This is a genomic window from Dellaglioa algida DSM 15638, from assembly GCF_001434695.1.
Classification (GTDB): domain Bacteria; phylum Bacillota; class Bacilli; order Lactobacillales; family Lactobacillaceae; genus Dellaglioa; species Dellaglioa algida.
In genome coordinates this window covers 256,168-277,707 of record NZ_AZDI01000002.1, presented here as the reverse complement: position 1 = coordinate 277,707, position 21,540 = coordinate 256,168, and the positions used below count along the sequence as shown (strand labels likewise).

The window sequence follows — 21,540 nt, the reverse complement described above, 5'->3', positions numbered from 1 at the left end:
CTTTCGTTGGATCCCTAATATTTTTACGAATAATAACTACAGTTCACTATTATAGCAGACAATTAACACACTTACTAAAAGTTTTCATACTTTTTCATAAATAAATCGCATAAAAAAACTGCGACTTGTTAGTCACAGCCACAACGCGATTCTACTAAAAACTATTGAGTAGTTTTAAAATGTCCTCTTGTGCGTTTTCCGTTGCTATTAATACATTTGCTGATTGTAACATATCAAGCTCTGACCCGTCAATTGTTTTAACAGTGATACCAAGAGTTTCCGCCAAAATTTTGCCAGCAGCAAAATCCCAAGGCTTTAAGTGCGAAATGTATCCAATCTCTTGTCCTCGTAGTATATGTATGAACTCAATTCCAGCGCTACCATACACTCTAGCACCAGAACTATGCTTAACAATTGTCTGAAGGTGATTGTAGTCCATCATTAACATAGGTGAGCTACAACCTAATAACCCGTCCTTTAAAGAGGTGTTTTCAGGTTTATCAAGTTTGTTTTCATTAGCAAAAACGCCATTTTCTGGGCCACCGGAGTATAAAACATCATTCATGACATCCATAATAAACCCTAGTTTTCCAATTCCGTTTTCATAAATACCAATCATAATTGCAAAATGATCCTTCTGTTTAACAAAATTCATTGTGCCATCGATGGGGTCAACAATCCAAACTGTTCCATCCAGATTAGTGATGTTATCCCCAAAGCCTTCTTCACCAAGGATTTTTGCATTTGGATCAAATTCGCGAATTTTATTGACTAGAAATTTTTCAGTTTGTTTGTCCATATTTGTTACAAGATCAACTCGGCTACTTTTTGTTTCTACGGATAATGGATTACCAAACGCATGAATGATATTTTCACGTGCTTCTTTTAACCAACCTTTAACCTGGCAATTAACTTCATCAATATTCAAACTATCCACCTCCTATTGGTTTATCTTTATGGTATCTCTCGTATTTTCACGCGCAAATTTAATTGTACGATAAATACTAAATCCTGATTCATCCTCATAGGCTCTACCGATTTGTTTTTCTTCCATTTTAGAAGGGACAATTTTTTTAAACTCACGATAATTATATAATAACTCTTCACGATCAATACCAGTAGAATTTGCCAACTCTATCGATTTATAAAATTCACTTACAGAAATAATTTCGTCAGTTGTCCAATGCGATTCTAATGGGTAATTAATTTTATTATTCATAAATATTTAAACTCCTTTATAATTTAGCTAGGTTATTTTTAAGATTCATATTTCCTTCATTTTACAACATTCTTTAAAAAACTAAAAGAAGCGAAACACATCTCTAATTTCCAAATGCATCACAGATATCATTATTTTATGCTACAATATACGGTAGAATATTAATTTGGAGGTAGCATTTTGATTAAAATTACAATGAAAAACATCATTCGTGAAGGCAATCCAATTTTAAGAGCCCGATCAAGCGAGATGACTTTCCCGCTTTCAAACGATGATAAACAACTAGCGCACGATCTAATGGAGTTTTTAGAAAACAGCCAAGATGAAGAGATAGCTGAAAAATATCATTTACGTGCTGGAGTAGGTTTGGCTGCACCACAACTTGCCATTTCAAAACGAATGACTGCTGTACTAATTCCTGGACCAGAAGGTGAAGAACCCTCACTTAAGCAGGTGCTAATCAACCCAACTATTTTAAGTCAATCAGTTCAAGTCGCAGCCCTATCGGAAGGTGAAGGATGCTTATCCGTCGACAGAGATGTCCCTGGATATGTTCCACGAGCTGATCGTATTACACTACGTTACTTCGACATTGAGGGCGTTCAGCATAAGATTCGCTTGAAGAATTACGAAGCAATCGTGGTTCAACACGAAATTGATCATTTAAATGGTATCTTATTCTTTGACCATATTAATAACGATAAACCTTTTGCGATTCCAAACGATGCAATTATGCTTGAATAATTAGTTAAAAAGTTTCATCAATGATTTAATTATTGATGAAACTTTTTTATTTGCATTTTAGTATCGCTATTATCAACTAGACTTTTTTTAAATCTTTAGTGTACATAACGGTCTCATCATTAACTAAATAGGCAACGTCTAAATGTAAAAGGCCGTCCAGATACCACAGATCTGTAATTTCAAACGCCGACACAGCCCCGACGTCTTTTTTTATAAGATCCATCATCTCAAATTCTTCAAATGAACCTGAAAATTTTTTCCTTATTTTTTCGATGTTTTCTTTTGAAGGATTTGGCATTTTAAATTGATATTCAAATACCATAACTTTTTTACCCCAAATTTTTGAAACAATCTCTGTCACTTTTAAAATATTAGATTCAATTCCATACGTATTACCATGAAGCTGATCCAAAGCAAATTTAACTGCAGAATCGGTAATACGTCTGCTTTCAATTTTAAAAACGGCAATTTTTCGGTTCCTTTTTAATCGACCATAATTCAAAATAATAATAATAATAATCAGAACTATTATAATTGTCATTACAACTATCGTCCACATCATGAAACACGCCCTTTCCTATGCCAAGATTCCACATAATTATAACATGTTTTATATTTTTTATCCCTTATAGGCCCATTCAACCCGTGCTATTCTATACTTAAATAATAATATATGATAAAATGTAAATTATATGTTGTGCAAACAACCCCCAGTTCGGTTTCTAATTTCCATTCCAAATCATTTTAACCAAATGATATCAATTTAATTTAAAGGAGTTTTACAAATGATTTTTAAAGTCTATTACCAAGAAACACAGGATAGAAATCCACAAAGAGAAGAAACAAAGTCGCTTTTCCTCGAAGCAAGTTCTGAAATTGAAGCTCAAAGTATTGTTGGTCAACAAACAACTCACAATATTGAATTCATTGAAACACTATCAGAAAAAGCTTTAGCATACGAAAAAGAAAACCCGGCTTTCGAAATAACGGAGTTTTCTGAATGAAAAAGATAAATGTTAAAAATAATGAGACTGGTGTTTTTGCAGTCGGCGGGTTAGGTGAAATTGGTAAGAATATGTACGGTATTCAATTCCAAGATGAAATCATCATCGTCGATGCAGGAATTAAGTTTCCAGAGGATGAGTTATTAGGAATCGACTATGTTATTCCTGACTTTCAGTATCTGGTTGCTAACCAGCAGAAAATTAAAGCATTGGTTATCACCCATGGTCATGAAGATCATATTGGTGGTATCCCCTACTTATTAAAACAAATTAATGTTCCAATTTACGCTGGGCCCCTGGCTTCAGCTTTAATCAAAGGAAAATTAGAAGAGCACGGGTTACTTGCCACAACAGAAATGCACGAAATTGAAGAAGACACAATTCTTAAATTTAGAAAAACAAGCGTCTCTTTCTTCCGAACAACTCATTCAATTCCAGATACTTTAGGCGTCGCAATCAAAACACCTTCTGGTAATATTGTAGTCACTGGGGACTACAAATTTGATCTGACACCTGTTACTAATCAGCCACCTAATTTACAAAGAATGGCTCAACTGGGTGCAGATGGTGTGCTCTGTTTACTATCAGATAGTACAAATGCTGAGATTCCTAATTTCACAAAATCAGAAAGATTTGTTGGTAAATCAATTCGACGAATTTTTGAAAAAGGTGAAGGTCGTATTATATTCGCTACTTTTGCTTCCAATATTTCTCGAGTACAACAAGCTGCAGAAGCTGCCGTTGCCAAGGGGCGTAAAATTGCGGTCTTTGGTCGAAGCATGGAAGCCGCTATTGTAAATGGTCGTGAATTAGGTTACTTAAACATTCCGGATGACGCCTTAATTGACGCACGTGATATCAATTCGTTACCCGCTAACGAGATCCTAATTTTATGTACTGGCTCGCAGGGAGAACCGATGGCTGCACTTAGTCGTATTGCTAATGGAACTCACCGTCAGGTATCCATACAACCCGGTGACACCGTTGTATTCTCAAGTTCACCAATTCCTGGTAACACAATCAGTGTTAACCACGTAATCAATGAGCTTTCAGAAGCTGGTGCAACGGTTGTTCATGGTAAAGTTAATAATATTCATACTTCTGGTCATGGCGGTCAAGAAGAGCAAAAATTAATGCTTAGCTTGATGAAACCTAAGTATTTCGTTCCTGTCCATGGTGAATATAGAATGCTTAAAATTCATACCGGACTGGCTGAACAAATTGGCGTTCCAAAAGAAAACAGCTTTATCATGGAGAACGGTGATGTTCTAGCGTTAACGAGTGATTCTGCCAGAATCGCTGGTCACTTTGAAGCCGATGATATCTACGTAGATGGATCGGGTATTGGTGACATCGGTAGTGCTGTCTTAAACGATCGACAAGTTCTTTCTGAAGAAGGACTTGTCGTCGTCGTCGCAACCATCGATATGAAAAAACATGAAATTCAAGCGGGTCCAGATTTGCTATCACGAGGTTTTGTTTACATGCGTGAGTCAGGTGAATTAATTAACCAGGGCCGTCGTCGTTTATTCCGTGTTATGAGTCGTCTACTAAAAAATGATAAAATTACAGAAGCCATGATCAATGATGCTATTGTTGATGACTTACAGAAGTTTTTATATGAACAAACTGAACGTAAACCAATGATTTTACCAATGTTAGTTATCGTTTAATAAAAATAAGCCAAAATTCAATTAAGAATTTTGGCTTATTTTTATGTGTTTAAAATTTATCTTTAAATCTAACTTAATTTTAGTTATAATTATTTAGTGTTAATTTAAGGAGGGAAGCTCATGGATCACTATTATATCGTTGTCAATGAATCGGCTGGCAGCGGACATGCTAAACAAATCTGGCAATCTATAAAAAAATCATTAATCACAAAAGAAGTTCACTTCGATGCACATTTAACAAAATATATGGGTCACGCTTCCCTCTTAACAGAAAATTATGCCAGACATTTCCAACCTTCCAAAACTGCTGATAACCAAATTATTTTAGTTATCGGTGGCGATGGTACTTTAAATGAATGTATTAATGGTGTTAAAAATGCTGATAGATTCGATATCCCTGTTGCCTATATTCCTGCAGGATCTGGAAACGATTTTGCTAGAGGCGCCGGTATTCCTAAAGCACCGCTTGTAGCGCTTGAACAAATATTAAATACAACTTCTCCTAAATTGTTAAACTTAGGTGTAATGCAGGAACTTTCACGAAATGAAAAAAAATATTTCATTAATAATGTAGGCGTTGGGTTTGATGCACAAATCGTCAGTGTTGCCAATCAATCTCGTTCAAAAAAACTATTGAATAAACTTCATTTAGGTTCACTTACCTACTTGAGTGCGCTACTCGGCACCTTATCAAAACAAGCCGCATTTCCCGTAACTATTCAGGTAAACGGACAGCGTGAATTTTATCAAGATGCATTTCTGCTGACAACATCGAACCATCCTTACTTTGGTGGCGGTATTCCAATTCTACCAATGGCAGATCCAGCTAAAAGCAACTTAGATTTAATTATTATTGAAAAATCTAATATCTTAAAACTGCTTTATCTGGCCATTTTAATGTTATCCGGTAAACATATTACGCAAAAAGGCGTTCACCATTTTACATCTAATAAGATTAAATTATCTGTTGATTCATTAGAATATGGACAAATGGATGGTGAGGATTTAGGTACGCGTTTCTTTGAAATTGAATATTCTGTATTATCATACCCATTTTGGCTAAATTAAAAAACTAATTAACTCATTGAACAGAGTTAATTAGTTTTTTTCTATGGCTGAGTATTCGCCATTCCAATCATTGGGTCAATCGTTCCGTTGGCAATCATGTCATTCGTTAAAATAAATTGTTCAATGGGACTAGGATCTAGCTGAGTTTCTTTTTTTAATTCTTTAGTTGTTTGACCACTACCACTTGAATCATTTATTTTTTTTATATCACCGTCAAAGATCTGTTCTATTCTCAATAACAACGTTGTTTTTCGATTCGCTGATTCATTTTCAACACACTCTTCAAACGACTTCTCTTCCCCAAGCAAAATTAACAATTGGCTAGCACGTGTGATTGCCGTATACAGCAAGTTACGTTTAAGCATACGCTTATATTGCGAAACCATTGGCAAAATAACCATTTTAAACTCGCTACCTTGAGACTTATGAATTGATGTACAATATGCTAACGTAATTTTTTGCCATTCGTTTCGCCTATAAGTTACCTCCGTTTGGTCAAATGCAATAATAATTTCATCAACTTTATCTTCACTATCCTTGGCAACCGTAATACCAACAATTTTTCCAATATCCCCATTAAAAACATTATTTTCAGGACTATTAACAAGGTGCAATACTTTATCGCCAATTCTAAATTTCTGGTCTCTGAAAAGGACTTCTTTTTGACGACTATTCTCAAGAGGATTCATAATTTCTTGTAGCATTTCGTTCAATCGGTTAATTCCTGCCGCACCACGGTACATTGGAGCCAAAACCTGAATATCACTAGACGTAAATCCTTTTGTCTTAGCACGTTCAACGACCTGTTTAATGATTGATTCAACTTGGTATTCACGACTTGCAAAAAAAGAACGATCCTTTTGATTTTTCGTAAAATCGGCCGGTAATTCCCCATTTTTAATTGAATGAGCAAGTGAGATTATTGATGACCCATCTCCCTGTCGGTAAATATCTGTTAACTCTTTTCGTTCAAGATAATCACTTTTTAATAAATCATAAAACGTTTGTCCAGGACCAACGGATGGTAATTGATCTTTATCACCAACCAAAATAACTTTCATATTAGTTGGTATTGCATTCATCAATGTATTTAATAAATAGGTATCAACCATCGACATTTCATCGATAATTAGTAGTCCACCTTCTAAATCTTTGGTTTCAATTTCATTATTTGATTCTCTTCCAGTCAATCCCAGTAACCTATGGATTGTGCTAGCGGGTAATCCGGTTGTTTCGGTCATTCTTTTTGCGGCTCGACCGGTAGGCGCGGCTAGAAGAATCGGAAATATTTGGCCCTCTCCATAGCTGCTAACATCAAGCGAGAAATCATTTAATTCCGCGAATAACTCCACAATGCCATTAATAACAGTTGTCTTACCAGTTCCCGGACCACCAGTTAATAAAAACACCTGTGAGTTCATTGCTTCTTTGATAGCATCTATTTGCGATTCACCATAGTTCATATCTAGTTTCTTTTCTATTTTACGAATTGCCTTATTAAGATCTTTATCTGATGAACCCTTTTTTTCTTGATTTGACGAAAGGAGTCTTTTTAAATGTTCAGCGATTTGATATTCTGCGTGATACAGATTTTTCAAATAAATCCGTTGTTCATCACCAACAATTAATCCTGACTTGGCCAAATTGACTAGTTCTTTCGAAATCGCTTCAGGATTAATTCGAACCCGTCGACTGCCTTCCAACAATTGTAAAGAAGCCGTTAACAAAGGCTCTGCTGTCGCATAAGTATCTCCATCTTGTTGACATAAATCATTAATACTTTGTAAAATACCAGCCTGAATTCGACCCGATGAATCGGCCGCGAATCCCAACTCTTCCGCAATTTGATCGGCCTTTTTAAATCCAATGTTTTCAATATCATTGACTAACTGATATGGATTTTCCTGGATAATCTCAAGTGTTTTTTCTTTATAGGTTTGATAAATGGTTGCCGCAAGTTGGCTACCAAATCCAAATCCGTTTAATCCAATAATAATTTGTTCCATTCCGTTATTTACACGTACAGTCTCTAATACCGTTATTTTTTGCTTATTCGATAACTCTAAAGAATCCAGTACGGTGTCATCCGCTAATATCTTGTCAATTGTTTTAGTTCCAAGTTTATCAACGATTGACTCTGCCGTTTTTTTCCCGATACCTTTGAATTCGGCACCCGACAAATAAGTAATGAGACCCATCTTTGAAGTAGGCGTTTCATTTTGGTAATTACTGGCTTGAAATTGTTTACCATACTTAGGATGCTCAACCTGTTGTCCATAAAAACGATAAGTTGATTCTTCCTTAATATCGGCAAAATTTCCGGTAACGACAACTTCATCCTCAGGCCATTCTAAGTTACTCTCAACACTATGAATTAAAATCACCTTATAAAAACTATCTTGGCTTTGAAAAAAAATGGTTGCAACTTTCCCAACTAAATAAGCTTGAGTTTCATTACTTTGAGAACCATCATCAAATAAACTTACCTTCTGAGCAACCATTATGCCACATCCCTTCTACCGATTATCACGTAATTTTATAAATGATTCTATCTCGCTTAATCGCTTTTTTTGTGCATCAAAGTATTTTTTATTTGTTAACCTAGACCGCGTGAAATACGTATCAAATTCAAGTCCTAAAACCATATTTACCAACCCACGTTGAAAATTCGCTTTTGCATGATTCTGATCACTCTCAAGTACTAAGTCATAGTACTTCGCCGCATTTTCAAATTGTCCTAATGCTAAAAAAATATCTCCAATCAATTCATTAGTATCAATATTTTCAGGATTTATTTCTTGTGCTGTAATCGCAAACGCTAGTGCCTGCTGGTATGATTCTTGCTCCATGTATGATTGTGCAAGCATCAAAAATGCATTTTCTTTCATTTCTGGATTAGTCACCTTTTGAAATGTTTGAATTGCTTCAACATATAATTCCGCCTCATAAAATACATTACCCAGTCCATAGACTAATAAGTCCGCTTTTATGTTTTTTTCGTCGAAATGTGAAATTGCCTTTTTGTAAAGTTCTTCTGCATGAACGTAATCTTTTACTTCGGTTAAATAACTCCCAAGTTGGTAATAAACATCTTGATTGTCAGGATGTTGTTCAACTTTTTCGACCAACTCATGAATGATTTTACTTGATTCTACTTCCTGCTCTTCTCTTTTATTCACTTTATTACTCCTTAAACGACATCACTTTCATCTCGTGCTCTATCTAAATAGTCGGTATCATTCCATTTGATTAAATTAAAGTCAGTTCCATTTTTGGTTTCTAAAATAGTTGTACTCGTATTTGATAGTCCACCTTGTTTGCGAAGATCCTTCAGTGGTACACCTAATAAATTTTGAATTAAAGCGCCTAGTGCTGCACCGTGACTGACAACAATAATATTTGCATCCGATTTATTTTGTGCCACAATTCGTTTAACAGCTGGGACCATACGTTTTAATAATTCTTGAAATGTCTCGCCATCAATTTTACGAGGTTCATATTTATCTGGATGATTACGGAATGCATCAAGTTCATCAGGGAACTCACTTGCCACATCGGTAAATTTCATCCCTTCCATTTTTCCCAAATGAAATTCTTCTAAATTTTTATCTAAAATAACGTTTAATTTTTGATTAAGGCCCTCGCTAATTAAATCCGCAGTGTCTCTTGCGCGTTTAATTGGGCTTGAATAAATGGCATCAAACTTTTTTTCCTTCAGAGAGCTGATAAGTTGTTGAATCTCTGTGTAACTTTGTTTAAGTAAAGGGGAATCCCCATTCGCACCTTGATATCGTCCTTCAAGATTCCATTCTGTTTTACCATGTCGAATAAAATATATATTAGTCATCTGTCAGTAGGACCCTCCATTTTTTTATCTCTATTATATTATGCCACAAAAATAAAAAGGCACAAACAAAACATTTGTTTTGTTTGTGCCTTTCATATCATAAATTCAATTTAAACGTATTGTAACTGTTTTGAACCCTTATCTAGGCTTTTAAATGCAGCATCAATGATACCGCTGCCCAAACATTCTGTACCATCATAAAAAACAACGGCTTGTCCCGGTGTAATCGCACGTACCGGTGCATCGAATGTTACTGTGGCCTCTGTATGATCATCATTTAAATGAACCGTCACACCAACATCAGTTTGACGATATCTAAACTTAGCAGTGATATGGAAATCATTACCAAATCGATCAATGGGTGCAATAAAGCTTAGCTCTGATGCTTCAAGATAATCCGCATAAAGTAAGTCGTTATGGTAACCCTGTCCGACAATCAACGTGTTTGTTGACAGATCCTTACCAACAACAAACCAAGGATCATTGCCTTCACCTGTACCACCAATACCCAAACCTTTACGTTGACCAATTGTGTAATTCATAAGACCGTAATGCTCGCCCATCTTCACACCATCAACGGTCATCATATTACCCGTCTGTGCTGGTAAGTACTCACCAAGGAATTTAGTAAAGTTACGTTCACCAATGAAACAAATACCCGTTGAATCTTTCTTCTTTGCAGTTGAAAGACCAGCTTCTTCAGCAATTCTTCTAACTTCTGGTTTTTCAATATTTCCAATTGGAAACATTACTTTTTGAATTTGCTCTTGTGATAACTGGCTCAAGAAATAAGTTTGGTCCTTATTGCTATCATCCCCACGTAACATATGCATAATACCGTCGGTATCTTGTTCAACTTGTGCATAATGTCCCATGGCAATGTAATCAGCGTCAAGTTCCATAGCGTAGTCAAAAAAAGCTTTGAACTTAATTTCTTTGTTACACATCACATCAGGGTTTGGCGTTCTACCCTTCTTATATTCGTCCAAGAAATACGTGAACACACGGTCCCAATATTCCTTTTCAAAATTAACGGAATAATAAGGAATTCCAATTTTGTTTGCTACCTTAGCAACATCTTTGTAATCTTCCGTTGCCGTACAAACACCCATTTCGTCCGTATCGTCCCAGTTTTTCATGAAGACACCAACAACATCATATCCTTGTTGCTTCAATAAATAAGCAACAACTGATGAATCGACACCTCCACTCATTCCAACAACAACACGAGTTTTACTATTATCTGGCATACTATCACCATCATTTCAATTAGATTCTGAAAAAATCTACGATTTGAAGGTCGCACTATTTCAGTAAATACTATTATACCAATAATACGAACTTATACAATCCTAGTGTGTCATAAATAGTTCTAATTCAAGTTAAATTAAAATTTTTATCAAATAAAAAAGCTTCTCATTAAAATCCTCCATGAGAATGCTTTAAATTATTCCTACTATTTTACCATGCACCATCACAATTTATATTTCCGAGACTATATTTTCTTCAAGACATCTCTGTCAACTAACTGACCAATAACATAATCAAATTGTTCAGTTTCGGCTTTTTTATTCTCATCTTTAAAAATATTAACTGCCTTAAGTCCATTTGCAGTCGTCGTTGACATTTTAAACCCACTCAACGTTTTATCAACAACAATTTTAACTTTAATACCTTGATTAAAAGGTGAATTAGGATCCAACGATCTTTCTAACTGAAAATTGCCTGCTTTAGTTTCCGCAAAGCCTAAATCTCTTAGCGTATATTTTTTTACATCAGCACTTAATTCATAAGTCACTATATCTCCCAAAAGTTGAATACTTTTTTCAAATGCCATAATTAACTACCTCCTATTTTTTTAACCGTCCAACAATTCGAACTAATTGCGTAACAAAAACAGCAATCTCTTCATCCGTATTGTCCTTACCGAAACTTAATCGAATAGATTCGGTCACTCGAGGGCTATTCTCACCATACATGGCAATCAGAACATGTGAAGGTTCCAAGTTGCCGGCAGTACATGCTGAACCACCAGAAACGGCAATACCAGCCAAATCTAAACGCGTTTGTAGAACTTCCGTCTGTACTCCCTTAATCCAAATGTTAAACACGTGTTGTAAATTATCATCTGAAAGCGTTCCATTGATTTCAAAATCAATCTTATTCACTTCTAATGCCGCAATGATTTGCTTTTTAAATCCTTGATATTTTAATTGACGCGCTTTCTTTTCGTCATCCGAGACTAAAGAAACGGCCTTCGCAAAGCCTGCAATTGCTGGCACATTCTCTGTTCCCGCACGCCTTTTATCTTCCTGTTCTCCGCCTTTAATAAATGGTGGAGAAAAAATGGTGTCGCGCTTATATAAAAAGCCTAGAAACTTAGGTCCATTCAATTTATGGGCTGAGGTTGATAGCATATCAATATGGTCTACATTAACATCAATATCCAATAAACCATATGCTTGAACGGCATCCGTATGAAACCAAGCTTGATGATCTTTCAAGATATCACCAATTTCATGGATAGGCATATGACTTCCTGTTTCGTTATTACCCATCATAATCGATACTAAAATCGTATCATCCTTCAGTGCATTTTTAAAATCTGTTATATCTATGACGCCATCTTCATTAACTGGCAAATAAGTAACTTCAAATCCAATTGATTCCAAATATTTCATTGATTTTAAAATCGCTTGATGCTCAACCGCAGAAGTAATTAAATGCTTACCCAGCGACTTTCTTTGAATTGCTGTCTGCATGATGGCCATATTATCACTTTCTGTACCACCACTTGTAAAAATAATTTCTGACTCCTTAGCATGAATACTATCGGCAATAACTTTTCGGCTATCATCAAGTACCATACGTGCTGAGCGTCCAAATTGATGAGTACTAGAGGCATTTCCAAAAGTAGTCTGCATGGCATTTGTCATGACTTCAATGACTTCTTTTGCCATTGGTGTTGTTGCCGCATTATCTAAATATATTCCTGACATAAAATTTTCTAGTCTCCTTTAAACTTTATTTTAGTAACGAAAGAATCATTTTTGCCGATTTTTGACCAGCCTCAATAATAAACTCATCAAACGTTTGACCAGCTTCTTCGTCCGCTACATCTGACATGGCTCTAACAATTGTAAAAGGAACACCAAATTGATATGCGGCCTGCCCAACTGCTGCACTTTCCATTTCACTACAAAGTGCCGTGGGAAAATGATTGAGAATTGCATCTGTTTGTTCTTGACTCGCAATAAATTGGTCCCCGGTCACAATAAGTCCCGGTTTTATACTTAAGTTATTCTCTTGAGCAGCCTTGGTAATTGCAGCATTTAAATCTATATCTGCCGAATATTTCGCCGGTTGCTGTGGTAATTGGCCAATTTCATAGCCAAATGCTGTTGCATCGACATCATGATAGGCAACTTCTGTAGCCAAAACAACATCACCAATTTTAAGTCCTTGCCCAATACCGCCAGCAGATCCGGAATTGATAACGGCTGTTACGCCAAATTCTGCAATCAGAAGTCCAGTTGTCATCCCGGCCTGAACTTTACCAATACCGGACCTTACTAGAACAACCTTATGTTTATTAATTTGACCAGTATAGAATGAAATACCACCAATTTCTTTATCTGTTCTATCTTCTAAATGACTTCTAAGCGAAATAATTTCTTCTTCCATCGCACACAAAATACCGTAAATCATAGTTGTGACCTCCACTTTATATTAATAATTAGGGTAATAGGAATAAAGCTAAAAAAACGATTATGATTGCGACAATCAAAAAACCAATTGTCCAATTTAAAAATCGATTTAATTTATTTTTTTTACCCGTTTTCTCTGGTTCATCCGTGAGGGAACTTCTGGTAGGATGCTCCTCCAGATATTCTTTCTCTACTCGTCGACGCTCTTCTTGACGCAATTCAGGATTATTCTCTAGTTCTTGTAATCTCTGATACTCACTTCTTGATAGTTTTGTTTCATCATCCATGTAATTCACCTTTTAATCGTTGAATTTCCCAATAAGCGACCGCTAAAATAGTTTTAACGTCTGTAATCTCGCCTGATTTAATCTTATCCTGAACCTCATCAAACGTCAATTCCATCAAATTTAAAAATTCATCAGCATCTTGAGGTAATTCGGTCTCGACATTTACCAACCCGGTTGCATGATATAGAGTTAGATATTCATCGGCGAAACCAACCGCAGAATGAAACCCATAAATTTTCGTTATTTTTTTTGGTGTATATCGCGTTTCTTCATTAAGTTCGCGCATTGCGGTTTCCATTAAATCATGGTCCTCGCCATTAATTTTACCAGCCGGAATTTCTAACGACGTTTTTCTAATTGGCGCACGCCATTGATTAACTAAAATAATCTTATCTTCATCCGTCACTGCAAATATACCGACAGCCCCGTGATGATGGACAATTTCTCTAGTCGATTGTTCACCATTAGGTAATTCAACAGTCTCCTTCGCAACTTCTATAACATGACCTTTAAAAAATATTTCTTCAGATAATACTTTTTCTTCTAAGTTCATCCAATCAACCTCGCAATTTTACTTTTTTAATTAAAATATTGTTCCAAGAAATGAGTTACTTTTTTTGTATAACCCGACTTATCTTTAGTAAAGGAGTTCCCGTGCTCTGCACCCGACACTATAAAAATATCTTTAGGGCCTTTTGTTGCTGCATAATTTTTATAAATCATTTCAGTCGGAACAAACTTATCTGTGCCACCATGAATAAACAAAACAGGCAATTTATTCTTACTCAACTGTTTAATTGAACTCGCTTCATAAAATGAATAACCCGCCTTAAACTTAGATATCACGCTGGCAACCGGTATAAATGGGATTTTAGGTAACTTATACATTTGTTTCAACTGATAAGTTAGCTCATCGGCCACACTGGTATAACCGCAATCCTCAATAATTACTTTAACTTGTACGGGCAATCGTTTTTCACCGCTTAACATCATAACCGTAGCACCGCCCATGCTGATCCCAAATAATGTAATTTTTGAATCTGTCCCTTGATAATCTATGACCTTGTTAAGCCATTTTAAATTATCATTTCTCTCTAACCATCCGTATCCGATATACTTTCCTTGGCTTTGCCCATGTGCTCTAGCGTCCGGGGCAATAACGTTATAACCCTGATCATGATAAAAATGAATAAATCGAACCATCGACTCTTTCTTACCCATAAACCCATGGGCAACAAATATTGTTTTATTAGTCTTTTTTTCTGCCGGCACATAGATTGCTTTAAGTTTTAAGTTATCATCAGACGTAAGTTCCCAGTTCAATTTTTTAATCCGATTTAACCATTCATTTTCTCTTTTTAATTCAACACTCGCCGTTTCGGATTTAATAAATCCTTTATTCGTCGGTGTCTCCGCATATTTAAATAAATAATAGCTAATTCCAAAAATAATAAGCCCAATTATGACAAAAACTATACAAATTCCAACAATCCATTTTTTCATTTGTTTCCTCAAGTGTTTCCTTTCATTTTAAATTAAAAAAAGGATAAAAGACAGTCATTTATGTCTTTTACCCTAATTAAATTACCTGATACTTGAGATAAATTCTAAATAATTTTCTTGTTCATTTGTTGGGACCCATTTTGCATGAGAATAATCACCATTCATGGCATCAGCTAAGTCAACTGTTACATTTGCAACATTAGTCGCATTACCGATTAATGACATCCAATATTCGCCATTATCATTTTGATGTACTATCGTTTTAACCATCCCACCAGGATTTCTAACGTTAATCTCAGTTTCAAAAGGTACCTGTTTGTTACTTAACATCACAAACATTAAACTTGATGCAGACATCGCTGTCCCACATGCATTGGTAAAACCGACCCCACGTTCATACGTTCTAACAAAAATCGAATGACCGTCTAATTTTTCAACAAAACTAACGTTGACTCCGTCAGGGAAGTAAGGATTCTCACCGTTTAAATATGTTGCAATTTTTTCAAGCTCTGGCCCTTCCAACGTCTCATGATCAACAAAAGCTATTAGATGAGGGTTAGGAACCGAAACTGCTGAAAATTTTAACGTTTTTGAAAATTCAGGAACATAATCATCAACCAGAGTTTCTCGGTCTAGAAACATCGGTAACGTCTCTGACATAAAACTAACGGGCGAAATTTCAACATTATATGCTGCGACGTTCGATTTAAGGTCTGGCGCTTTTTCAACCTTCAAATCAGCATGCATTGTTTCAACTTTAAATGTCGTTTGTCCATATTCTTTTTCTAAATAACGTCCAACTGTTCTTAAGCCATTTCCGCACATACTGGCTTCCGTACCATCAGCATTAATAACTCTCATCTGGCCCAAAACACCACTATGTTCGGAATGATCAACAACCAAAATACCATCTGATCCACCGTGTAAACCAGTTATACGGTTACACATTTTAATTGCTAACTCTTTTAATTGTTCATCGGACAACGCGACTTCTAATTTTGTCTGATCCAAAAGAAAGAAATCATTTTCTGATCCATGCACCTTAATTAATTGCACATTAAACACCCACTTCCACTGTAATTGTATAACCCACATACTACCTCATAATCTGAGTTTTGTAATCATTTTGGCTCAAAAAAAGGAATAACATAATGTTACTCCTTTTCAGAAATTTGATTAATTTTCGAATCCTTCTGTAACTGCTTTAGGGTAGTTACGTTCAACAATTGTTGCACAACGATGACAAAGAGTTGGTAATTCAGGATTTTCACCCACATCTGTCTTAATCATACGACATCTTTGACAAACTTCGCCACTGGCAACTTCGACCTTGACAGCTAAATCATCAAATTTGGTTGCATCTTCAGGTGCGTTTTCAACTGATAAAATTTCTAAATCAGAAACAATTAGTTGTTGACGTACATCCGTGTTAAGCGCATCTAATAAAGCTTTGTCAGAATCATTCACATATAAACTAACTTTTGCTTCAAATGACTTTCCAATTAATTTTGCATCGCGGGCATCTTCTAACACCTTTAACACGTGTGAACGCATTTTCATAAATGCTTGCCAATTTTCGACAATTTTAATTTCACCGTCAAAATGAGCAACTTCTGGCATTTCACTTAATTGAATATATTCTTCTGGTTCTTTTAAATAGTCCCAGACCTCTTCAGTTGTATGTGGCAAGATAGGCGTTAATAACTTAGCCATTGTTGTCACAATCTGATAGAGAACTGTTTGCATTGAACGTCTCTCGAAGCTATCTTCAGCTTCAATGTAGACGATATCTTTTGCGATATCTAAGTAGAATGCAGACAAATCATTTGAAATGAACGTAATCACTTTCTTGTAAATTGCTAAGAAATCATATTCAGCATAGTTATTTAATACTTCTTTTGAAAAGGCATTTAATTTAATTAACATATATTTATCTGCAGATGCCAAATCGTCAAATGCAACAGCATTTTTACTTGGTTCAAAATCAGTTGTATTAGCCAAAATAAATTTAAATGTATTTCTAATTTTACGATATGTTTCTGAAACTTGTTTTAAGATGTCCATTGAAACAGCAACATCAGATGAAGTATCCGCCGAAGCAGTCCATAATCGAACAATTTCAGCACCTGACTGTTTAATAACCTTACTTGGTAAAATAATATTACCAAGTGACTTACTCATCTTATGACCTTTATCATCTAGAACAAATCCTTGTGACATCAACTGTTTGTATGGCGCAATACCATTAGTCGCAACGGACGTAATAATACTTGAGTTAAACCATCCTCGATATTGATCTGAACCTTCCATGTAAAGATCTGCAGGATACGTTAAATTATCACGTTTGCCCAGTACGCCTCTGTGAGAAGAACCAGAATCAAACCAAACATCCATAATATCTTCTTCTTTTGTGAACCCGCCGTTTGGACTGTGTTCACTCGTGAAGCCTTCAGGAAGCAATGCTTTAGCATCGTGTTTAAACCAGATATTTGAGCCATGTTCTTCAAATAATTGCGCAACATGTTCAATTGTTTCTGGTGTAATAATTGGTGTGCCATCTTCTGCATAGAAGATTGGTAACGGAACACCCCATGCGCGTTGACGTGAGATTACCCAATCACCACGATCTTTAATCATGTTGTAAAGGCGAACTTTACCCCATTCGTTTTTAAAATCAACTTTATCAATTTCTTTTAAAATATCATCACGGAACATCTCTACTGATGCAAACCACTGTGCTGTTGCACGGAATACAACTGGTTTCTTTGTACGCCAATCATGTGGATAACTATGCGTAAAGAATGATAACTTAAGTAAATGACCATTTTCTTTCAACTGATCAGTTACAAGTGGGTTTGCTTTATCATAAAAGATACCTTCAAAACCAGGAGCATCTTCATTCATGATACCTTTTTCATCTAAAACAGAAACAACAGGTAATTTATATTTTTGTCCCGCAATAAAATCATCTTCACCATGTCCTGGAGCTGTATGAACAAGTCCTGTACCAGAATCTAAAGTGACATGGTATCCAAGGATAACTAATGATGTACGATCATATAACGGATGTTGTACCGTCATATATTCCATATCACGACCAGAAAACTCTTTTAGCACTTCAACATTTTCCCAATCAAATTCTTCTTTTAATACGCTTAAACGTTCTTCTGCGACTACATACTTTGTGCCATCAGCATCAATTTGGATGTATTTGTAATCAGGATGCACTGCTACACCATAATTAGCGGGAATCGTCCATGGTGTTGTTGTCCAAATAATCATTTTTGTATCTGTATCTAAAATATCTTTTCCATCTACAACATCAAATGTGATATACATTGAAGGTGATTTAATATCTTGATATTCGATTTCTGCTTCAGCCAATGCTGATTCAGATGATGGTGACCAGTAAATTGGTTTTTTACCTTTATAGATATACCCTTTTTCGGCCATTTCACCAAACATTCTAACTTCTTCAGCCTCAAATTCAGGTTGTAGTGTCATGTATGGGTTGTCCCATTCAGCTGCGACTCCTAAACGTTTAAAATCTTCTCGTTGTAAGTTAACTTGTTCTAAAGCATACTTTTCACAAAGTTCACGGAAAGCTGCTTTTGACATTTTTTTACGATCAACGCCCTGTTTAACCAATTGTTGTTCAATTGGTAGACCATGTGTATCCCAGCCCGGTACGTAAGGAGCTCTGAATCCCATCATTGATTTTGAACGGACAATGATATCTTTTGTGATTTTATTTAAAGCATGACCCATATGGATATTACCATTGGCATATGGAGGTCCATCATGCAAAATAAAGCTTGGTTTGTTTTCATTCAATTTTTGTCTTAATTCATAAACGCTATCTTGATTCCATCCATCTTGGCGTTCGGCTTCCTTAACGGGTAAATTACCACGCATTGGAAATTCCGTTTTACCTAAGTTTAAGGTTTCTTTCATTTTCATAATATAAACTCCTTTTAAAAGTTATTTTATCTTATTATACACAAAAAGACTCCGTTACAAGGGACGAAGTCTTCGCGTTACCACCCAAATTTAGACAGACACTAGTCTTTTACTTTTATCTATCACTCAATCATCATGGTAACGGAGATGATTCCGATTAAACTTACTTAATAGTTCAGTTTAATTAACTTATTGAGAGGATAAATTACATAACAGTGATTATCGATTTCCCACTATCATCGATTCGCTAAAAATATGTTATATAATTGTTGTTCTCAACTTTTATTTATTGTCTGGAAAAATAACCATTGTATCTTGATCATTTTGTTCAGAAACTTCATTTGAATCTGATTCAGCAATAATTTCAGTAACGACGATGCCATCATCATTATTATTAACTGCTTCCTTCATCTCTTTAGCTTCACGTTTTTCCTTATCTTCTTCACGTTTTAAAACGTCTTGAATTTCAGAATATGTGCTAGTTTCACCTTGTTTTAAAATTTCATCCCAATCAGAACTTTTAACAACTTCTAATTGTGATTCCATCATAACTTTAAGACGTTGACGGAAGATACGTGCTTGTTTCTTCAAGTCGTCAGTTTCGACAGCTAACTTTTTAGCTTTTTCTGATGCCATATCAATAATATGTTTAGCCTTTTCGTTAGCCTCATCAATAATATCATGACCCTGCTTTTGTGATTCCTTATTAATAATTTCAGATTCACGTTTAGCATTAACTTTAACACGATCAGCAGCTTCTTGGGCTACAATGATTGATTGGTTTAACGAATCTTTTAAATCGTTAAAGTATTCCAATTTTTCATTACTCGTTTTAACTTCATCAGTTAAATTTTCATTCTCTTTTAAAGTTAATTCGTAATCTTTAATAATTTTATCAAGAAAATCATTAACTTGATCTTGGTCATAACCTCTCAATTTTACGTTAAACTCTTTATTATGAATATCCAATGGACTTAAAGTCATTTTGCACGTCCTTCAAAATTTATTTTTTTAAAACAGACAACTCTAATTTATATTTATCTTTTCTTGTCATACCTGCCACTAAATCTAATTTAATCCGACCAAAGCCTCGAATAGAAAGCACGTCAAACTCTGCCAACTCGTAATCAGGTTTACTAATTACTTGCCAATTTAAACTAACTTTTTCAGAATTAACTAGATTTTTAGCATTTTGACGAGACATATTATATACGGCCGAAATAACTGAATCAATTCGTAATGAAGCAACTAACTCAGATTGGGACTGCCATTCATCCGTTACAGAAACTATCTGAGAAAAAGAAACTTCTTCAAGAGAAACCTTAATTTTACCAATACGATCAATTTGATTAATTAAGTAATCAGCCATCTTTTTTTCAACAACAACTTGCCATTGCTGGCCATCTGTTACAATATCTCCCAGAACTTCTCTATCTAATCCTGCGTTAGCTAGCGTTCCTAAAATTTGCCCATGCTTTAACGTGGCAAATTTAACGGGGTATTTAATTTCAATTAGCTGTAAATCGAAATCGCTATCCTGAACTTCAAAATAAGCCGGATAAAAAAGTAATCTTCTTCGCTCAGCATCTTTTGTACCACCAAATAATTTCATGCTAATCTCATCACTTTGACCCAACAGGTAAGTTGCAATGTGAGCTTCCCTAGGATTCAAAAAATGAGTTAAAACGGCCCTGTATTCCGACTTAGCTTGTTCAATATAATCTGATAGCGTATCAATAATTTCTTTTTCATCAGGTCTGAAATGTTGATATATTGCATCATTCATATTATTATCCTCCAATAGAAAGACGAATTAAGGTCGTTAAAATACCCATAATTCCGTTTTGAATGAAACTTAACGCGATTATTGCAACAATCGGTGAAAAACTAATGCCTCCAATTGCCGGAATAAAACGATCAAAAAATGCAAGATACGGCTGACAAATCCTACTTAAAAAATGACCGACCGGTGTATTATACGCACCCGGGAACCATGACATTAATACGTAAATAATGATTGCCAGCTGATAAGCATCAAAAGCCCAGCTAATAACTCTGGCTAGTAATTGAATAAATTCAATCATGTATACACCTCGATTTTTCTGTTATTCGAATTTTTCAAAAATATTATCCGCCATATTACCTTCAACCGTAAATGAATTTGGTGTACAGAGGAAAATATTATCTCCAATTCTTTGAATGGTTCCATTAATAGCAAAGACCGTTCCTGACAAAAAATCAACGATTCTTTTAGATTGAACTTCATCCATCTTTTGAAAATTCACGACAATCGCCTGATTTTGTAGTAGATGTGTCGCAATATCTTTAACGTCAGAATAAATTCTAGGTTCGAATAAATTAATTTTTTGTGGCTGACTATACTTTCCGTTAATTGAAACAACTTTATTACTTTGATTCAACGACGCGTTTTGCATAGCCCCTTCGGCTTGATAGCCATCATTTTCAAAATCGTCATCCTCGGCTAAGCCAAAAAAACGACCAATTTTTTCAAAAGCCATAATAGTAAT

The 21,540-nt window shown here is 35.3% G+C and carries 23 protein-coding genes; 4 read left to right on the top strand and 19 right to left on the bottom strand.

Annotation, left to right across the window (positions count from 1 at the left end):
• Positions 1-154: 154 nt before the first annotated feature.
• On the bottom strand, positions 155-937 hold the full coding sequence (locus tag FC66_RS03030) for an inositol monophosphatase family protein (RefSeq protein ID WP_057973897.1): 783 nt from the start codon (positions 935-937) through the stop codon (positions 155-157).
• Between the two features lie 3 nt (positions 938-940).
• Positions 941-1,219 (bottom strand): UPF0223 family protein, encoded by a 279-nt coding sequence (locus tag FC66_RS03025; protein ID WP_057973896.1) that lies wholly within the window; start codon positions 1,217-1,219, stop codon positions 941-943.
• A gap of 195 nt (positions 1,220-1,414) precedes the next feature.
• Between FC66_RS03025 and def the strand changes: the two genes are divergently transcribed.
• Positions 1,415-1,963, top strand: a complete 549-nt coding sequence (gene def / locus FC66_RS03020) for a peptide deformylase (RefSeq protein ID WP_057973949.1) — start codon at positions 1,415-1,417, stop codon at positions 1,961-1,963.
• A 76-nt stretch (positions 1,964-2,039) separates the two neighbouring features.
• Here the strand turns inward: def and FC66_RS03015 are convergent, their stop codons facing one another.
• Positions 2,040-2,504 (bottom strand): hypothetical protein, encoded by a 465-nt coding sequence (locus FC66_RS03015; protein WP_157051983.1) that lies wholly within the window; start codon positions 2,502-2,504, stop codon positions 2,040-2,042.
• 244 nt (positions 2,505-2,748) lie between these two features.
• On the opposite strand from FC66_RS03015, the gene FC66_RS03010 reads away from it, so the two are divergent.
• From FC66_RS03010 to FC66_RS03000, 3 genes are all read left to right on the top strand, one after another.
• The gene (locus FC66_RS03010; protein WP_057973894.1) at positions 2,749-2,967 is read left to right on the top strand and encodes a DNA-directed RNA polymerase subunit epsilon; all 219 of its coding nucleotides are present in this window, start codon (positions 2,749-2,751) and stop codon (positions 2,965-2,967) included.
• Entirely contained in the window at positions 2,964-4,640 is a 1,677-nt protein-coding gene (gene rnjA / locus FC66_RS03005) for a ribonuclease J1 (protein WP_057973893.1), read from the top strand. Before FC66_RS03010 ends, rnjA begins: the two co-directional genes overlap by 4 nt.
• A 120-nt stretch (positions 4,641-4,760) precedes the next feature.
• Positions 4,761-5,708, top strand: coding sequence for a diacylglycerol/lipid kinase family protein (locus tag FC66_RS03000; protein WP_057973892.1), 948 nt, complete (start codon positions 4,761-4,763; stop codon positions 5,706-5,708).
• Between the two features lie 41 nt (positions 5,709-5,749).
• Here the strand turns inward: FC66_RS03000 and recD2 are convergent, their stop codons facing one another.
• The 16 genes from recD2 to FC66_RS02920 form a co-directional block, all read right to left on the bottom strand.
• A complete protein-coding gene (gene recD2 / locus FC66_RS02995) occupies positions 5,750-8,209 on the bottom strand; it encodes an SF1B family DNA helicase RecD2 (protein ID WP_057973891.1) in 2,460 nt (819 codons plus the stop codon).
• Positions 8,210-8,224: 15 nt separating this feature from the next.
• Positions 8,225-8,887, bottom strand: a complete 663-nt coding sequence (locus FC66_RS02990) for a tetratricopeptide repeat protein (protein ID WP_057973890.1) — start codon at positions 8,885-8,887, stop codon at positions 8,225-8,227.
• 11 nt (positions 8,888-8,898) lie between these two features.
• Complete coding sequence (locus tag FC66_RS02985; RefSeq protein ID WP_057973889.1) at positions 8,899-9,555, bottom strand: histidine phosphatase family protein; 657 nt, start codon at positions 9,553-9,555, stop codon at positions 8,899-8,901.
• A gap of 110 nt (positions 9,556-9,665) precedes the next feature.
• On the bottom strand, positions 9,666-10,805 hold the full coding sequence (gene mnmA, locus FC66_RS02980; protein WP_057973888.1) for a tRNA 2-thiouridine(34) synthase MnmA: 1,140 nt from the start codon (positions 10,803-10,805) through the stop codon (positions 9,666-9,668).
• A gap of 245 nt (positions 10,806-11,050) precedes the next feature.
• The gene (locus tag FC66_RS02975; RefSeq protein WP_057973887.1) at positions 11,051-11,392 is read right to left on the bottom strand and encodes a DUF1831 domain-containing protein; all 342 of its coding nucleotides are present in this window, start codon (positions 11,390-11,392) and stop codon (positions 11,051-11,053) included.
• 13 nt (positions 11,393-11,405) lie between these two features.
• Entirely contained in the window at positions 11,406-12,554 is a 1,149-nt protein-coding gene (locus tag FC66_RS02970; RefSeq protein WP_057973886.1) for a cysteine desulfurase family protein, read from the bottom strand.
• Positions 12,555-12,579: 25 nt separating this feature from the next.
• Positions 12,580-13,263 carry a 5'-methylthioadenosine/adenosylhomocysteine nucleosidase gene (locus tag FC66_RS02965; RefSeq protein ID WP_057973885.1) on the bottom strand — a complete coding sequence of 228 codons (684 nt, stop codon included), beginning with the start codon at positions 13,261-13,263 and terminating at the stop codon, positions 12,580-12,582.
• A 28-nt stretch (positions 13,264-13,291) separates the two neighbouring features.
• Positions 13,292-13,549 (bottom strand): twin transmembrane helix small protein, encoded by a 258-nt coding sequence (locus FC66_RS02960; protein WP_057973884.1) that lies wholly within the window; start codon positions 13,547-13,549, stop codon positions 13,292-13,294.
• Entirely contained in the window at positions 13,542-14,102 is a 561-nt protein-coding gene (locus tag FC66_RS02955) for an NUDIX domain-containing protein (RefSeq protein WP_057973883.1), read from the bottom strand. Before FC66_RS02955 ends, FC66_RS02960 begins: the two co-directional genes overlap by 8 nt.
• Positions 14,103-14,128: 26 nt before the next feature.
• Positions 14,129-15,064, bottom strand: a complete 936-nt coding sequence (locus FC66_RS02950; protein WP_083478942.1) for an alpha/beta hydrolase — start codon at positions 15,062-15,064, stop codon at positions 14,129-14,131.
• A 69-nt stretch (positions 15,065-15,133) separates the two neighbouring features.
• The gene (gene dapF / locus FC66_RS02945) at positions 15,134-16,108 is read right to left on the bottom strand and encodes a diaminopimelate epimerase (protein ID WP_057973948.1); all 975 of its coding nucleotides are present in this window, start codon (positions 16,106-16,108) and stop codon (positions 15,134-15,136) included.
• Positions 16,109-16,228: 120 nt separating this feature from the next.
• Complete coding sequence (gene ileS, locus FC66_RS02940; protein WP_057973881.1) at positions 16,229-19,012, bottom strand: isoleucine--tRNA ligase; 2,784 nt, start codon at positions 19,010-19,012, stop codon at positions 16,229-16,231.
• A gap of 282 nt (positions 19,013-19,294) precedes the next feature.
• A complete protein-coding gene (locus FC66_RS02935; protein ID WP_057973880.1) occupies positions 19,295-19,996 on the bottom strand; it encodes a DivIVA domain-containing protein in 702 nt (233 codons plus the stop codon).
• A 19-nt stretch (positions 19,997-20,015) separates the two neighbouring features.
• On the bottom strand, positions 20,016-20,798 hold the full coding sequence (locus FC66_RS02930) for a YlmH family RNA-binding protein (RefSeq protein ID WP_057973879.1): 783 nt from the start codon (positions 20,796-20,798) through the stop codon (positions 20,016-20,018).
• A 4-nt stretch (positions 20,799-20,802) separates the two neighbouring features.
• Positions 20,803-21,096, bottom strand: coding sequence for a YggT family protein (locus tag FC66_RS02925; RefSeq protein ID WP_057973878.1), 294 nt, complete (start codon positions 21,094-21,096; stop codon positions 20,803-20,805).
• Positions 21,097-21,117: 21 nt separating this feature from the next.
• The gene (locus FC66_RS02920) at positions 21,118-21,531 is read right to left on the bottom strand and encodes a cell division protein SepF (RefSeq protein ID WP_057973877.1); all 414 of its coding nucleotides are present in this window, start codon (positions 21,529-21,531) and stop codon (positions 21,118-21,120) included.
• Between the last annotated feature and the right edge of the window lie 9 nt (positions 21,532-21,540).

Coding starts and splice junctions, on each gene's coding strand:
- FC66_RS03025 (WP_057973896.1), bottom strand. CDS start 1,219: ATGAATAATAAAATTAATTACCCATTAGAATCGCATTGGACAACTGAC.
- def (WP_057973949.1), top strand. CDS start 1,415: ATGAAAAACATCATTCGTGAAGGCAATCCAATTTTAAGAGCCCGATCA.
- FC66_RS03015 (WP_157051983.1), bottom strand. CDS start 2,504: ATGACAATTATAATAGTTCTGATTATTATTATTATTATTTTGAATTAT.
- FC66_RS03010 (WP_057973894.1), top strand. CDS start 2,749: ATGATTTTTAAAGTCTATTACCAAGAAACACAGGATAGAAATCCACAA.
- rnjA (WP_057973893.1), top strand. CDS start 2,964: ATGAAAAAGATAAATGTTAAAAATAATGAGACTGGTGTTTTTGCAGTC.
- FC66_RS03000 (WP_057973892.1), top strand. CDS start 4,761: ATGGATCACTATTATATCGTTGTCAATGAATCGGCTGGCAGCGGACAT.
- recD2 (WP_057973891.1), bottom strand. CDS start 8,209: ATGGTTGCTCAGAAGGTAAGTTTATTTGATGATGGTTCTCAAAGTAAT.
- FC66_RS02985 (WP_057973889.1), bottom strand. CDS start 9,555: ATGACTAATATATATTTTATTCGACATGGTAAAACAGAATGGAATCTT.
- mnmA (WP_057973888.1), bottom strand. CDS start 10,805: ATGCCAGATAATAGTAAAACTCGTGTTGTTGTTGGAATGAGTGGAGGT.
- FC66_RS02975 (WP_057973887.1), bottom strand. CDS start 11,392: ATGGCATTTGAAAAAAGTATTCAACTTTTGGGAGATATAGTGACTTAT.
- FC66_RS02970 (WP_057973886.1), bottom strand. CDS start 12,554: ATGTCAGGAATATATTTAGATAATGCGGCAACAACACCAATGGCAAAA.
- FC66_RS02965 (WP_057973885.1), bottom strand. CDS start 13,263: ATGATTTACGGTATTTTGTGTGCGATGGAAGAAGAAATTATTTCGCTT.
- FC66_RS02960 (WP_057973884.1), bottom strand. CDS start 13,549: ATGGATGATGAAACAAAACTATCAAGAAGTGAGTATCAGAGATTACAA.
- FC66_RS02955 (WP_057973883.1), bottom strand. CDS start 14,102: ATGAACTTAGAAGAAAAAGTATTATCTGAAGAAATATTTTTTAAAGGT.
- ileS (WP_057973881.1), bottom strand. CDS start 19,012: ATGAAAATGAAAGAAACCTTAAACTTAGGTAAAACGGAATTTCCAATG.
- FC66_RS02935 (WP_057973880.1), bottom strand. CDS start 19,996: ATGACTTTAAGTCCATTGGATATTCATAATAAAGAGTTTAACGTAAAA.
- FC66_RS02930 (WP_057973879.1), bottom strand. CDS start 20,798: ATGAATGATGCAATATATCAACATTTCAGACCTGATGAAAAAGAAATT.
- FC66_RS02925 (WP_057973878.1), bottom strand. CDS start 21,096: ATGATTGAATTTATTCAATTACTAGCCAGAGTTATTAGCTGGGCTTTT.
- FC66_RS02920 (WP_057973877.1), bottom strand. CDS start 21,531: ATGGCTTTTGAAAAAATTGGTCGTTTTTTTGGCTTAGCCGAGGATGAC.